The 13773-nt window shown below is 73.5% G+C and carries 14 protein-coding genes; 8 read left to right on the top strand and 6 right to left on the bottom strand.

Going from position 1 to position 13773, the window contains the following annotated elements:
- Positions 1-32: 32 nt before the first annotated feature.
- On the bottom strand, positions 33-692 hold the full coding sequence (locus ACQUSR_RS03165) for a class I SAM-dependent methyltransferase (protein WP_431040982.1): 660 nt from the start codon (positions 690-692) through the stop codon (positions 33-35).
- 157 nt (positions 693-849) lie between these two features.
- Here ACQUSR_RS03165 and ACQUSR_RS03160 point away from each other — a divergent pair, with 157 nt between their 5' ends.
- The 4 genes from ACQUSR_RS03160 (at position 850) to ACQUSR_RS03145 (ending at position 4586) form a co-directional block, all read left to right on the top strand.
- Positions 850-1458 (top strand): PadR family transcriptional regulator, encoded by a 609-nt coding sequence (locus ACQUSR_RS03160; protein ID WP_431040981.1) that lies wholly within the window; start codon positions 850-852, stop codon positions 1456-1458.
- Between the two features lie 222 nt (positions 1459-1680).
- Entirely contained in the window at positions 1681-2235 is a 555-nt protein-coding gene (locus tag ACQUSR_RS03155; RefSeq protein ID WP_431040980.1) for a hypothetical protein, read from the top strand.
- 31 nt (positions 2236-2266) lie between these two features.
- Positions 2267-3259 (top strand): EamA family transporter, encoded by a 993-nt coding sequence (locus ACQUSR_RS03150; protein WP_431040979.1) that lies wholly within the window; start codon positions 2267-2269, stop codon positions 3257-3259.
- Between the two features lie 358 nt (positions 3260-3617).
- Positions 3618-4586, top strand: coding sequence for a DMT family transporter (locus ACQUSR_RS03145; protein WP_431040978.1), 969 nt, complete (start codon positions 3618-3620; stop codon positions 4584-4586).
- A 172-nt stretch (positions 4587-4758) separates the two neighbouring features.
- Here the strand turns inward: ACQUSR_RS03145 and ACQUSR_RS03140 are convergent, their stop codons facing one another.
- The gene (locus tag ACQUSR_RS03140) at positions 4759-5475 is read right to left on the bottom strand and encodes a pyridoxamine 5'-phosphate oxidase family protein (RefSeq protein ID WP_431040977.1); all 717 of its coding nucleotides are present in this window, start codon (positions 5473-5475) and stop codon (positions 4759-4761) included.
- A gap of 36 nt (positions 5476-5511) precedes the next feature.
- Between ACQUSR_RS03140 and ACQUSR_RS03135 the strand changes: the two genes are divergently transcribed.
- Entirely contained in the window at positions 5512-6843 is a 1332-nt protein-coding gene (locus tag ACQUSR_RS03135) for an aminotransferase class I/II-fold pyridoxal phosphate-dependent enzyme (protein WP_431040976.1), read from the top strand.
- 104 nt (positions 6844-6947) lie between these two features.
- Here ACQUSR_RS03135 and ACQUSR_RS03130 read toward each other — a convergent pair whose 3' ends face one another.
- Positions 6948-7907, bottom strand: a complete 960-nt coding sequence (locus tag ACQUSR_RS03130; RefSeq protein WP_431040975.1) for a DMT family transporter — start codon at positions 7905-7907, stop codon at positions 6948-6950.
- 74 nt (positions 7908-7981) lie between these two features.
- On the opposite strand from ACQUSR_RS03130, the gene ACQUSR_RS03125 reads away from it, so the two are divergent.
- Positions 7982-8908 (top strand): LysR family transcriptional regulator, encoded by a 927-nt coding sequence (locus ACQUSR_RS03125; protein WP_431040974.1) that lies wholly within the window; start codon positions 7982-7984, stop codon positions 8906-8908.
- A 46-nt stretch (positions 8909-8954) separates the two neighbouring features.
- On the opposite strand, the gene ACQUSR_RS03120 is transcribed toward ACQUSR_RS03125, so the two are convergent.
- Entirely contained in the window at positions 8955-9422 is a 468-nt protein-coding gene (locus tag ACQUSR_RS03120; protein ID WP_431040973.1) for a pyridoxamine 5'-phosphate oxidase family protein, read from the bottom strand.
- Between the two features lie 134 nt (positions 9423-9556).
- Between ACQUSR_RS03120 and ACQUSR_RS03115 the strand changes: the two genes are divergently transcribed.
- Positions 9557-10210 (top strand): cysteine hydrolase, encoded by a 654-nt coding sequence (locus tag ACQUSR_RS03115; RefSeq protein WP_431040972.1) that lies wholly within the window; start codon positions 9557-9559, stop codon positions 10208-10210.
- Here ACQUSR_RS03115 and ACQUSR_RS03110 read toward each other — a convergent pair.
- Both ACQUSR_RS03110 and ACQUSR_RS03105 read right to left on the bottom strand, forming a co-directional pair.
- Complete coding sequence (locus ACQUSR_RS03110; protein ID WP_431040971.1) at positions 10197-10619, bottom strand: Rieske (2Fe-2S) protein; 423 nt, start codon at positions 10617-10619, stop codon at positions 10197-10199. The two genes, ACQUSR_RS03115 and ACQUSR_RS03110, sit on opposite strands and share 14 nt — an antisense overlap.
- Before the next feature lie 92 nt (positions 10620-10711).
- The gene (locus ACQUSR_RS03105) at positions 10712-12793 is read right to left on the bottom strand and encodes a prolyl oligopeptidase family serine peptidase (RefSeq protein ID WP_431040970.1); all 2082 of its coding nucleotides are present in this window, start codon (positions 12791-12793) and stop codon (positions 10712-10714) included.
- Between the two features lie 423 nt (positions 12794-13216).
- On the opposite strand from ACQUSR_RS03105, the gene ACQUSR_RS03100 reads away from it, so the two are divergent.
- Complete coding sequence (locus ACQUSR_RS03100; protein ID WP_431040969.1) at positions 13217-13510, top strand: hypothetical protein; 294 nt, start codon at positions 13217-13219, stop codon at positions 13508-13510.
- Positions 13511-13773 lie beyond the last annotated feature (263 nt).

Below are 13773 nucleotides of genomic sequence, written 5' to 3'. Positions count from 1 at the left end.
ACGGCATCCCCGTACTCGCGGCATCCCCGTACTCACGGCCGTTCGGGTTTCCGGGCCAGGAAGGTTGCGACGGTCCTCCTCGTTCCTTCGTCGAGCTCCTGCACGAGTTGCGCGGTGATGGCGAGTCCTGCCTGGCCCAACAGCCCGGCGATCCGATCCGGCGGCAGCAGGTGGGACTCGTAGGACACCGGGTGGCCGCCATACGCCCGCGTCGGACGGAGACGCTCGTCGTCCCCCACGTGTCCGGCCAGCATCAGATGGCCGCCGGGCGCGAGCGCGCGATGGAATTCGGCGAACACGGCCGGCAGCAACTCCGGTGGCGTGTGGTGGGTGGAGTAGTAGGCCAGGATGCCGCCGACCCCGTTGTCCCGGATGGCCGGCGCGGTCATCGACCCCACAGTGAAGTTCAGGCTCGGGTGCGCCCGCCGGGCCAGCTCGATCATCTTCGGGGACAGGTCGATGCCGAACGCGGAGACCCCCAGGCCCGCCAGATGCGCCGTGACGTGGCCGGGGCCGCATCCCAGGTCCGCGACCGGACCGCGGTCGGCCGCACGTACGACTTCGGCGAACGCGGCCAGCATCGCGCGTGACAACGGATCCAGCTCCGCGGGGGACTTGACGCGTTGCGCGTAGTCGGCGGCGACGGTGTCGTACGACTCCCGGACCGCGGCGAGGTAGGAGGGCTCGGTCACGCGGGCGACTCTAGGGGAGGGCACTGACAGCGGGCGGTGGGTCTCGGGGCTGGTGCGGCATCACCACGGGTCTGACATCACCAGGGGATTGCTATGCGATCGGTTCCGATATATCGTTGAGGCATCGCGACTGATCAACGATGGAAGGAGCGTAACGATGCGTTCCCATGAGCGACGACATGAGCACGGGCATGGCCGGGGGCATTGCGGCCCGGAGCGCGACGGCCGAGGCGAGTTCGAAGGGCGCCGCGCGGCCTTCGGGGCGTTCGGGCCGCCCTTCGGGGGCCCGCCGTACGGAGGCCGGGGCCGGGGCGGATCGCGCGGCCGGGCGCGGCGCGGCGATGTGCGCGCCTCGATCCTCGCGCTGCTGCGCGACCGTCCCATGCACGGCTACGAGATGATCCAGGAGATCGCCGAGCGCAGCGGTGGGGCGTGGAAGCCCAGCCCCGGTTCGGTCTACCCCACCCTGCAGCTCCTCGAAGACGAAGGCCTGATCGGCAGCCAGAGCGAGGGCGGCAAGAAGCTGTTCTCGCTCACCGACGCCGGGCGGGCCGAGGCCGAGGCGGGGTCGCAGGCCCCGTGGGAGGAGGCCGGGCGCGGTGTCGACTGGGAGGCCATGCAGGAGATCCGGCAGGCCGGGTTCGGTCTGATGGAGGCCTTCGCGCAGGTCTGGAAGACCGGCACCCCCGAGCAGCGGCAGAAGGGGCTCACGGTCATCAACGAGGCCCGTAAGAAGCTCTATCTGATCCTCGCCGACGAGCACTGATCCCGTCGAAGGGCACGGGTCCTCGCCCGCGAGCACGGATCGGCGAGTACGGGCCCACGCCCGCGCGCACTGAGCGACGAGCGCCGTGCCGAACCCGCGCCGCCGTCCGTCCATCTCCTCCCTGAGGAGGAGAAGCCGGTCATCAGCGCCCAACCATGGTGGGATGTGGATATGCCTCCCTACGCGGATGTTTCGCGCCCAGGGGGCTGATGGGGTGGAAGCGTGCGAAGTTCCTCCCCCTGCGCCGGCCCGGCCGGTACCGGACCGGACCCCCGGCTCAGTGCCGAGCTGGTGTCGGTTGCGGCGGGTGCGCGACGACGTGCCGCACGCGGCGGTGACCGGCAGGCCGACACGGCCCATCTGCTCCACGGACTGCTGGAGTCCGACCCCCAGGTGCGTGCCGCGTTCACCGGGCCCCAAGTCGCGCGGCTGCTCGGCTACCTCGTACAGCGCACCATCGGTTACGGACTCCGGTGGAGCGGCACGGTCGAGGACTCCGGGGCGGTGCCGGTCGTGCGGATCGGCGATCGCCACCGGGGCCCCGCCGCGGACGGCGACTGCTCCGGCTGGTCGCCGGCCGCAGGCCTGGCCATGGACCGTGCGCTGCGCCGTGCTCGGGCCCGGGGCGCCGGCCGCGCCGAGGGGCTCGACCTGCTCACGGCGCTCGCCTGCGACCATGCGTCCCGTGCCGTCGAGGTGCTCACGCGGACGGGGATCGATCCGGACCTGCTGCTCGCCCATCTGGAGGGCGGCCCCTGCCAGCAGTCAACGGGGTGACGCTCCTGTACAGAACTGGCATGATGGCCCGATGCAAGGCTCTCTGGGGAAGAGCACCGGCCTGGGCCTCGCCCTGGCGTCGGCGCTCGCGTTCGGTGGATCGGGTGTCGCGGCCAAGCCGCTGATCGAGGCTGGGCTGGAACCGCTGCACGTGACCTGGCTGCGGGTCGTGGGCGCCGCCCTGGTCATGCTGCCCGTCGCGTGGCGGCACCGGAGTCTGCCGGCCCGCCGCCCGGCGCTGCTCGCCGGTTTCGGCCTGCTGGCCGTCGCGGGCGTCCAGGCCTGCTACTTCGCGTCCATATCGCGCATCCCCGTCGGGGTCGCGCTCCTCGTGGAGTATCTCGCCCCCGCCCTGGTCCTGGGCTGGGTGCGCTTCGTGCAGCGGCGCCCGGTGACCCGTGCCGCGGCCGTGGGCGTCGTCCTCGCCGTCGGTGGTCTGGCCTGTGTCGTCGAGGTCTGGAGCGGGCTCAGCTTCGACCTCGTGGGGCTGTCGCTCGCCCTGGGCGCCGCCTGCTGCCAGGTCGGCTACTTCGTACTCTCCGATCACGGCGGCGACACCGAGGACGCGGCGGACCCGCTGGGAGTGATCGCCTACGGACTGCTCATCGGTGCCGTCGCGCTGACGGCCGTCGCCAGCCCCTGGAACCTCGACTGGTCGGTGCTCGCGGGGCGCGCGGACATGCATGGTGCGCGGATTCCCGCCATCCTGCTCCTCGCCTGGGTGGTCCTGGTCGCGACGGTTGTCGCCTATCTCACCGGCGTGCTCTCCATCCGCCGCCTCTCGCCACAGGTCGCGGGGGTCGTGGCGTGCCTGGAAGCGGTCATCGCCACCGTGCTCGCCTGGGTGCTGCTCGGCGAACACCTGGGCACGGCGCAGATCGTCGGCGGTGCGGTGGTGCTCGGCGGCGCGTTCATCGCCCAGACCTCGGCGCCGAAGGCCGCCCCGGACGAGCCGGTGGCCACCTCCGTGCCCGCCGCGGCGGACACGGACGCGCGGGCCTTGGGCGGGCCCCGGCGCGGGTGATCCCGGCGCCGGTGGACCCGGCGGTCGGAAGCCGGGCGTGCGGGCTGGACGGTTGAGCGTACGGACTGGACGACTGAGCGTACGGGTCGGACAGTTGAGCGTGCGGGCCGGACATGCGAGGCCGAAGAGCCCCGCTCAGCGGTGGGGTAATGTGATCACCATGCCGATGACCGTTCTTCCGCCTCCCGCTGCCTGACGCGGGCAGTCACCGCCGTCACCCGGCCTTCAGTGGCCCGGTGACGAGATCCCGGTCCCGGACGGCGCTCCGGCGAACCGTCACTTCAGCGACCGCTGTTCCCGGCCGCTGCCCGCACACGGATGACGCGAACCCTTCATGTCTTCCCGCGGGAGAACACTCGTGCTCACTTCCCTTTCCCCGGCGCTGTCCGTCGGCCGGGGCCTGCTCTACGTCACCGTCGCGGCCACTGCCTGGGGCACCGCGGGCGCGGTGGCCGCACTGCTCTACGGCGGCAGCGGTCTCGGCCCGCTGGCCCTGACCTTCTGGCGCATCGTCGGCGGGCTCGTCCTGCTGCTCGCCGCGCGCGCCGTCCGCCGCGGCACCGCCCCCCGTGTCGCCGCCCGTGCGACCGTCCCGCGCCCGTACGAGTCGCCACTGCGGCGCGCGGAACGGATCCTGGTCACCGGGGTGGGGCTGATGGTCTTTCAGGCCGCGTACTTCGGCGCGGTCGAGGCGACCGGGCTCGCGGTCGGCACCATCGTCACGCTGGGCGCGGCGCCGGTGATGGTCGCCCTGTGCGGGCGGCTGTTCCTGGGAGAGCGGCTCGGCGCGGGCGGTGTGCTCGCGGTCGCGGGCGCGCTGACCGGGCTGGCGGTGCTGGTCCTGGGCAGCGACGGCGCCGGCACCGTACGGCCGGCGGGCCTGGCCCTGGCGCTGCTCTCCGCGGTCGGCTACTCCACCGTCACCGTCTACGGCCGCCATCTGGAGCGGACCGGCCGCGCGACCGACCCGTACACCACCACGCTGACGGCCTTCGCCGTGTGCGCGGCCGGTCTGCTGCCGCTCGCCGCCGCCGAGGGGCTGTGGCCCCACGCGCACGATCTCGGCCGCACGCTGGTGCTGCTGGGCTACATCGCGTCGGTGCCCACCGCGCTCGCGTACGCCCTGTACTTCGCGGGCCTGGCGGTCGTACGCGGTACCACGGTCACCGTCATCACGCTCATCGAGCCGGTCACGGCCGCGGTCATCGCGGTCGCGCTGCTCGGCGAGCACCTGACCGCGGCGACGGTGCTGGGCACCGCGGTGCTGCTGGGCGCGGTCGCGGCCCTGGCCGCGACCGAGGCGCGCGCCGCCGCTCCCGCGGGCTAGGCCCCGGCTACGTCCTCAGAGTTATGTCCTCAGGGGCGGACGGGTGCGCTGCCGGGCCCGTCCGCCCCTGAGAGCCGGGCCTGTCCCCCCTCTTGGGGTGCCGGGCCTGTCCCGGTCCTGAGGCGTTGGGCCCGTCCAGCCCCCGGGGTGTGAGGCCCGGGATGGCGGGAGGTCAGCCGAGCTCTGTGACGTACTCGGGCACGGAGGTGCCCGGGGCCAGGTCGTCGGAGGGGACCGGTGCGCCGTAGCGGCGGGCGACCGGCACCACGCCGCTCCAGTAGGGCAGGGCGAGGTCTTCCGGATCGTCGTTCGGCCCGCCGGTGCGCAGCTTGGCCGAGACCTCGTCCAGGTCGAGCCGGAGGACGGCGGTGGCGGCCAGTTCCTTGGCGTTGGCCGGCCGGGAGTCGGCGGAGCGGCCCGGTACGACGTGATCCACCAAAGTGTCGAGAGCGGCGCGCTTCTCGGCCTCGTCGGTCACCTGGCGGGCCGTGCCGTGCACCACCACGGACCGGTAGTTCATGGAGTGGTGGAACGCCGAGCGCGCCAGCACCAGCCCGTCGACATGGGTGACGGTCACGCACACCGGCAGCCCCGGGTCGCTCTGGCCGGCCGCGCGCAGCGGACGGGAACCGGTGGACCCGTGCAGATAGAGGCGCTCGCCGATCCGGCCGTACAGCGTGGGCAGGACGACGGGCGCGCCGTCGCGGACGAATCCGAGGTGGCAGACGTAGTCGGCGTCGAGTATCGCGTGCACCAGCTCGCGGTCGTAGGAGGCGCGGTCCCGGGACCGGGTGGGGATGGTCCGCTCGGTCGGCTGGTACGCGGCGGCCGGGGACTCGTGCGCGGCAGTCGACGACTCGTGCGCGGCGGGCGGAGGCGATGCGGTCACTGGCCATCTCCATTGCACTAGTGCATACTTTTGTTTGTGCTAGGAGAATATCGGATCGAAGGGCGTCGCGCAGCCGAAATCGCGGCGAGCGTGGAGCGCGCGGTCGGCTCCGGTGCGCTGCTCCCCGGCCAACTGCTGCCGCCTATGAGGGAGTTGGCGGGCGGCCTGGGAGTCAACGCCAATACCGTCGCCGCCGCGTACCGCACGCTGCGCGACCGCGGGGTCATCGAGACGGCTGGCCGCCGGGGCAGCCGGGTGCGGGAGCGGCCGGCCAGTACGTGGCGCGAGCTGATCCGCGTCGAGCCTCCGGAGGGGGGTCGCGACATCGCCACGGGCAATCCCGACCCCGCGCTGCTGCCCCCGTTGGGCGACGCGCTGGCGGCCGCGGCCGCGCGGCACGCCGCTCGGCCCGCGCTGTACGGCGCCCCGGACATCACCCCCGAGCTGGCTCGGCTGGCCCGCGCCGGCTTCGACGCCGAGGGGGTGCCGGACGGCCCCGTGGCCGTCACCTCCGGAGCGCTCGACGCGATCGAGCGGGTGCTCACGGCCCACCTGCGCCCCGGTGACACCGTCGCGGTCGAGGATCCCGGCTGGGGCAGCATCCTGGACCTCGTCCCGGCGCTGGGGCTGCGCGCCGTCCCCGTCGCCGTCGACGACGACGGGCCGCTGCCGGGGCCGGTGGAGGACGCGCTGCGGCGCGGCGCGCGGGCGCTGGCGATCACCACCCGTGGCCAGAACCCGACCGGGGCCGCGGTGAGTGCGGCGCGCGCCGGGGAGCTGCGCGCGGTGCTCGCCGCGCATCCGCGGACGCTGGTGATCGAGGACGATCACCTGCACGGCATCACGGACCTGCCGTTGTGCCCGCTCGCGGGCAGCACCGAGCACTGGGTGCTGATCCGCGCCACAGCCAAGGGGTACGGACCGGATCTGCGGCTCGCGGTGCTCACGGGGGACGCGGTCACCGTGGACCGGGTGCGCGGCCGGCAGCGGCTGGGGCCCGGCTGGGTCAGCCACCTCCTCCAGGACGCGGTGGCGTACCTGTGGCGGACCGGTGCGCTGGACTCCGCGGCGGTCTCCCGCTCTTACGGCGCGCGACGCGACGCGCTGGTACGGGCCCTTCGGGCGCGGGGCATGGCCGCGCACGGCCGCAGTGGGATGAACGTGTGGGTGCCGGTCCCCGACGAGACCGGTGCGGTGGCCCGGATGCTGCGGGCCGGCTGGGCGGTCGCGCCCGGTACGCGCTTCCGGCTGGCCTCGCCGCCGGGGGTGCGGCTGACCGTCTCCCCGCTGACCCTGGACGACATCGAGCCGGTTGCCGACGCCATGGTGTCGGCAACCGGCTCCGCTCCGTCGGGGCGCCTTGACTGAACCGGGCGCGCCCAGGCTGGACCGGGGGCGCCTTGGCTGGGCCGCGTGGGCGGAGCAGGTCGCGTGGGCAGAGGGGCCGCGCGGGTTGGGCTGAACCGCGCGGGCTAGGCCGCCGACCTGCCGCGCGGCCGGCTCTGCGTCAGGGCCGCGCCCACGAGGACGACCAGCGCGCCGACCGGCGTGTTCCAGCTCAGATGCTCGCCGAGGATCGCCACGCCGGCGCCGGTGGCGATGACGGGGATGAAGTACGTGACCATCATCGCGGTCGTCGGGCCGACCTCGGCGACCATCGCGTACTGCAGCAGGAACGCGACCCCCGTGCCCAGCGCGCCCAACGCCACCACCGACAGCACCGGCAGGACGGGGAAGGAATCCGGCGCCGGGGCGAACAGCGGGGCCACGACGGCGAGCTGGGCGGTGCCGAGCAGCAGCTGTGCGCCGGACATCGCCAGGTGCGAGTCGCCGGTGCCGCTGATGTTGCGGCGCACGTACTGCCAGCCGACGGCATAGCTGAGCGAGGCGACCAGCGCCATCACGGTGCCCGCCGGGTCCTGGCCGGAGAAGCCCTCCCACGCTCCGAGCACCATCAGTACGCCGACAAAGCCCAGTCCGAGCCCGGCCACGCGCTGCCGGGTCGGCCGGTCGTCGGAGGCCGCGACCACTGCCAGCACCATGCCCCACAGCGGCGAGGTCGCGTTGCAGATGCCCGCCAGCGTCGAGGAGATGGTCAGCTCCGCGTACGCGAACAGGGAGAATGGGAGCGCGTTGAGGAAGAAGGCCGCGACCATCAGATGCGCCCAGGTGCGCCCGCTGCGCGGCAGCCGCTCCCGCTTCCAGACCAGGACCGCGACCAGGACGGCGGTGCCGAAGGCCATCCGCCCCAGCGCGACGTAGAGCGGGGCGAACGCCTCGTTGCCGACCTTGATGAACAGGAAGCTGAAGCCCCAGACCAGGGCGAGCACGCCGAAGCGGATCCGCCAGTCGAGGCCGGTGCGGCCGCCTGATGGGGTGGGAGGGGAAGTGGTGCGGGCTGTGGTGCCGCGGGAGGCGGTCGCGGTGGTCATGACCATCACTCTGATGGGTGAAACCTCTTAGAACAAGCGAGAATTCGTACGCGTTATCGCGTAGTATCTCTTACATGTTGAACCTGGATCGCCTGCGGACCTTGCACGCCGTGGCCCGGCACGGCTCCGTGAGTGGTGCCGCCGAGGGGCTGCACGTCACGACCTCCGCCGTCTCCCAGCAGCTGTCCAAGCTGGAGCGCGAGACGGGCCAGCAGCTGCTGGCCAAGAACGGCCGGGGGGTGCGCCTCACCGATGCCGGGCGGCTGCTCGCCGAGCACGCGTCGCGGATCCTCTCCCAGGTCGAGCTGGCCTGGTCCGACCTGGAGGCACAGCGTGGCCAGGCCGTCGGTGAGCTGCTGCTGGGCGCGTTCCCCACCGCCGCCCGCGGCCTGGTGCCGGACGCGCTGGCCGTGCTGCGCGCCGAGCACCCCCAGCTGCGCGCCCGGCTGATGGAGATGGAGCCGGACGCGTCCGTGCCCGCGGTGGTGCGCGGTGACGTCGACCTCGCCGTCGTCCTGGACTGGTACAACAAGCCGCTGCCCATGCCCGGCGGGCTGGTCAAGGCCGCTCTGCTGGACGATCCGGCGGATGTGGCCATGCCCGCGGACCACCCGCTCGCCGACCGGGCCGAGGTCGACCTGGAGGACTTCGCCCACGACGAGTGGATCGCCTGGCCGAACGGCTTCTGCTACGACTGGCTGATGTTCACCCTGCGCGGCAAGGGCATCGAGCCGCGGATCGGCCACAGCGCGGAGGAGCATCCGACCCAGATGGCGCTGATCGCCGCCGGGCTCGGCGTCGCCGTCGCGCCACGGCTGGGGCGCGGGCCGGTGCCGGAGGGGGTGCGGGTGGTGCCCGTCCGGCACCAGACCATGCAGCGCCACATCTACGCGATCTGGCGGGCTGACGCCGACCGCAGGCCTTCCATTCGGGCGGCGGTGGACGCGCTGCGCGGCACGGGCGAGCGAATATCGGCGGCGGAGCCCGGCGCGGGCTTGTGAGCGGCTGACGCGTGTGGCGGGCCCCCGCGCCGTACCCCGGTGCGCTTCAGCTGCGCGGGAGTTTGCGGAAGTCCCAGGACGCCGTCGTCGCGGGCGTCAGCCGCAGCCAGGCGTGCCGGCCGTCATGGGGCATGGCGTCCAGGTCGAAGTACTTCGCCGCGAACATCCGCTCCGGCGCGGCGAGTGCCGGGCACGGCTCACCGGTGCGCGGTGCCTCCCCGACCACCTCGACCGCGCCGCAGAGCTCCACGCCGCGCAGTTCGCCGTAGCCGTCACCGTCGTCCACGATCACGGCGACCCGCGGGTCCCGGAGCGTCTGCGCCCATCGGCGGCTGCGTACCAGGGAGTACAGCCACAGCGCGGTGCCGTCCCAGACGAACCACAAGGCGCTGACATGCGGCCGCCCGTCCGCGCCGACCGTGGCCACCCGGCAGGTGCGCCGGCCGGCGAGATAGGCGTCCCGTTCCTCGGGCGTCATCATGATGCGGCGACCCCGCCGCTGGGTGACCGTCATGTCCCGGCGCCTCCCGTACGCTGCCCACTCAATCTGACCATCCGTCAGAGGATGGTGGTTCTTCCCGGCACGCGCAATGGCGCGCTACCCTCGCCCGCCCGGTCCGTCGGCCCGTATGGCACAGGGAGGGAACCATGTCGCCGGACGAGTCCGACCACCTCGCCGGACCGCTGCACCCCGCTGCGTGCGCGCTGCTGACCGTCGAGTGCCAGGACGGCGTCGTCGGCCCGGACAGCGCGCTGCCGGAACTGGCCGCCGAAGCCCGCCGGTCCGGAGCGCTGGCGAATGTCGCCCGGCTGGTCCTGGCCGCACACGAGTCCGGTGTCCAGGTGCTGCACGCGGTCGCCGAGCGGCGCCCCGACGGCCGTGGCCGCAACCGCAACGCACCCTTGTTCTACGCCGCCGAGCGGCTGCCCGTTCGGCAGCTCACCGGCAGCACGGCGGTACGGATCGCCGAGCCGGTACCCGTGTCCGGCGACGACCTGGTGGTGCGGCGGCTGCACGGGCTGTCCCCGCTGGCCGGGACCGGGGTGGACGCGCTGCTGCGCAACCTGGGCTGCCGCACTCTGGTGGTCACCGGCGTCTCGGCGAACGTCGCCATCCCCAACACCGTCTTCGACGCGGTCAACCTCGGCTACAGGGCCGTCGTTCCGGCGGACGCCATCGCCGGGGTGCCCGCCGACTACACCCCGGCGATGGTCCGGCACACCCTCGCCCTCGTCGCCACCGTCACCACCACCGACCGGATACGCGCCCAGTGGAGGCGCGCCCGTCTCAGGCCAGAGTGATGGTGTCCCCCTTCACGGTGACCTTGGCCGGAGGAAGCGGGCGCCGGGCGGGCCCGTCCTGCACGCTGCCGTCCGCGATGGAGAACTTGCTGCCGTGGCACGGGCAGTTGATGGTGCCGCCGGTGACCTCCGTGACCGGGCACTGGGAGTGTGTGCACTCCGCGGAGAACGCCTTGAACTCGCCCTTGGACGGCTGCGTCACCACGACCATCTGATCCTTGAAGATCTTGCCGCCGCCCTCCGGGATCTCACCGGTCCTGCCGAGTTCGCCGCCGGCGTCCTTCGACCCGCCGCCGCCGTCGCCGTCGTCGCCGCAAGCGGCGAGCGCGGCGGCCAGCCCGGCCGCTCCCACCGCGGCGACGACGGTACGCCGGGTGGGGCCCTGCTCGCTCCGAACCTTTTCCGCCATGCTGCTGCCTCCGATCCGGGGACGTCTCTGCTGATCCGGGATCCTCCGGGGACGTCTCTGTGCGCTCCATACGGATCCCGCGGGCGGCCCGTTCAACCGGTCAGCGACCGGTTGAGGAAATCGAGCTGGAAGAGCAGCAGGTTCTCCGCGACGGTCTCGTCGGAGGGCAGATGGGTGGTGCCCGGCAGCGGCAGCACGGTGTGCGGGCGCCCGGCCGCCAGCAGCTCTGCCGAGAAGCGCAGCATGTGCGCCGGGGCCACGTTGTCGTCCGCCAGGCCGTGGATGAGGAGCAGCGGACGGCGCAACTTGTGGGCATGGCCGAGCAGCGACGAGCGGGCGTAGTTCTCCGGCTCCTCGTCGGGGTGGCCCAGGAACCGCTCCTCCCAGTGCGTGTCGTACAGCGTCCGGTCGGTCGGCGCGGCCCCGGCCACGGCCGCGTGGAAGACCTCCGGGTGGTGCAGCACGGCGGCCGCGGCGAGCGCCCCGCCGAACGACCACCCGCGGATCCCCACCCGCGTCAGATCCAGGTCCGGCCACTGCTCGGCGGCCGCGTGCAGGGCGTCGATCTGGTCCTCCAGCGGCGGGCCGAGCCGATCACCGCGGATCTCCTTCTCCCAGGCCGGGCCCCGGCCCGGCGTGCCGCGCCCGTCGGTGACCAGCACGGCGTAACCCTGCTCGGCGAACCACTGGGACAGGCACGTCGTCCAGCCCCGGGCCCGCAGGACGAGCTGGGTGCCCGCGCCGCCGTACGGATCCAGCAGGACCGGCAGCGGCCCCGCCCCCTGCTCGTACCAGGACGGCAGATAGAGCGCGGACCGCAGCTCGCGCGCGCCGAGCCGCAGATGGCGCGGGCGCGGGGTGACCAGCGGGCGCTCCGCGCGGCAGGCGATCCGGGCGGTCTCGGCGCCCGCCCGCACCACCGTCGCCTCCGGGCCGTCCGGGGTGAGGCTGTCCAGGACGACCGTGCCGCCGCCCGCGGCCGAGCGGTGCACCCCCGGCCCGTCGCTGAGCCGCACGAAGCCGCGCTCCGGTTCGTGGCACCACACATGTGCCTCGGTCGGCTCCTCGCTCGCCAGGAACAGCACCCGCTCGCCATCGACGCCCAGCACCTCGCGCACCTGGAGCCCGGCCGGGGTGCGCACCTCGCCGATCCGCAGCCCACGCGTGCCGCCGTCCTCCCACGGGCGCACCAGCGCACCGGACGCGGTGCGCGCCGGGGTGCCGGGGACGATCGCCACCCACGCGGGGTCCGTCCGCTCGGCCACCGGCGTCGTCTCCCCGGTGGCCGGGTCCACCGCCAGGGTGCGCAGCGTGCGCTGGTCGCGGCTCTGGACGTCGATCAGCAGACCGTGCGCGTCCCAGACCGCGGCCACCAGGTACTCGAACGCCGCCCGGTCCCACCGGACCTCGGTGCGCCCGCCGTCGACCGCCACCACGGACAGCGAGACCTCGGCGTTGGCGGTGCCCGCGACCGGATAGCGCAGCCGGCGGGGCGGCTTCGCGGGGTCCGCGGGATCGCTGAGGTACCACAGCCGTATCGGCGTCGGGTCCACCCGTGCGACCAGCAGTGCGCCGCCGTCCGGTGCCCACCAATAGCCGCGCGACCGGCCTATCTCCTCTGCCGCCACGAACTCCGCCAGGCCGTATGTCACCTCCGGCCCCTCCGGCGACGCCAGCCGCCGGTCCGTCCCGCCCAGCTCGGTGACATGCAGCGCGCCACCGGTGACGTACGCGATGCGGCGCCCGTCGGGGGAGGGGCGCGGATCGGTCACCGGTCCCGCCGTCGGGACGGGGAACGGCTCGCCGCCGTCGGTACGCACCGCCCACAGCGCGCCGCCGAGAGCGAACACCGCGAGCCGGGCATCCCGGTCGGTCGCGTACGCCAACACCCCCTCCGAGACCTCACGGGCCCGTTCCCGGCGGTCGAGCTCCGCCTGCGGGGCCGCGCCGCCGCCCGGCAGCCGGTGCGGATCGGCGAGTATCCGCTCGGCGCCGTCCTCGTGAACCCACAGCGCGCTCAGCGGGTCGCCGCCGCCTCCGGTGCGCAGGAACAGGACCCGCGCGCCGTCCCGGGAGACGGTGAAGTGCCGCGGCACGCCCAGCGTGAAACGCCGGGTGCGGGCGAGCTGACGGGGCAGGTCAGGGGCGTGGGGAGCGCTGGCTAAGGTGTCCATGGCGTGACTATGGCAGCCGCGGAGAGCCCACGGGGGGCCTGTGGAAAACCCGCGGGGCGGGGGCGCGGTGTGGGCTGGTTCTGTGCATCGCTGGTCTGCCCTGAACGAACGGCAACGTGCGCTTCTCGATCGGTTTGGAGCCAGGGAGGAGCCCGAAGAGTGGGAGCCGGGTGATTGGTGCTCGGCCTACGCGCTGCGCGACCGTGGACTTCTGACGGTCAGGCGCCGTCGCGGGGACGTGCACGCGGAGGTCACCGAGGCAGGCAGGTTCTACCTTCGGCACGGCCATCATCCGGACGACCCCGCGCACGCGGACGGTAGCCCGAAGGGGGCGGCCGCCGGGCCTTCGGATGAATCGGTAGGCGGCGGTCGGCGCCGCTCCACGAGTGGCGGGTATAGCCCGAGCCGTACAGCGAGCGGCCTGTGGCTCGTGCGCGTCGCGCGAAGGCGACCGAGCTGATCGAGCGGCTCGTCGCCGACGGCCGTGTCGTCATTTCCGAGCCCGGTGACGACGAGGCGGCGGAATGGCGGCGCGTCGTCGATTATGCGAAGCGACACGGTCTGGAACCGCAGGGCAAGCGCACCGAGAAGGCCCGATTCGGCAAGCGCGGCTTGGAGACGATCCTGGTGGAAGGCCCGCACCCCAATACGCGGGCATCGCCCTGTCCAGCAAGCCTGCCGACGCCGGGATCGGTCACAAGCGCGTCGGTTTCATGAGGACGCGCCGCTGGTCGCCCAGCGCCTCGCGCGGCGGGGCTTCGTCACCAGCGTACGCCTGCCGCTGAAGTCGGCCGACGCTCGCTTGGCCGCCGGGGCACAGCTGCGCGAACTCGTGGACTATACAGCCCCGTTCGAGCTGTTCCTCTGATCGCCGGGGTTCTGGGGGCGCGCATACGGTGGACGGCGACGTGCAGGTCCTCACCGGTTCCTCGTCGAACTCGACGGGACGCACTGGGCGTTGCCCGGGTTGCCATAAGTGA

The organism is Streptomyces sp. P1-3, from assembly GCF_050613155.1.
Lineage (GTDB): Bacteria > Actinomycetota > Actinomycetes > Streptomycetales > Streptomycetaceae > Streptomyces.
Note: the sequence above shows the minus strand (reverse complement) of the source record. Positions and strands in the feature narration are given on the sequence as shown.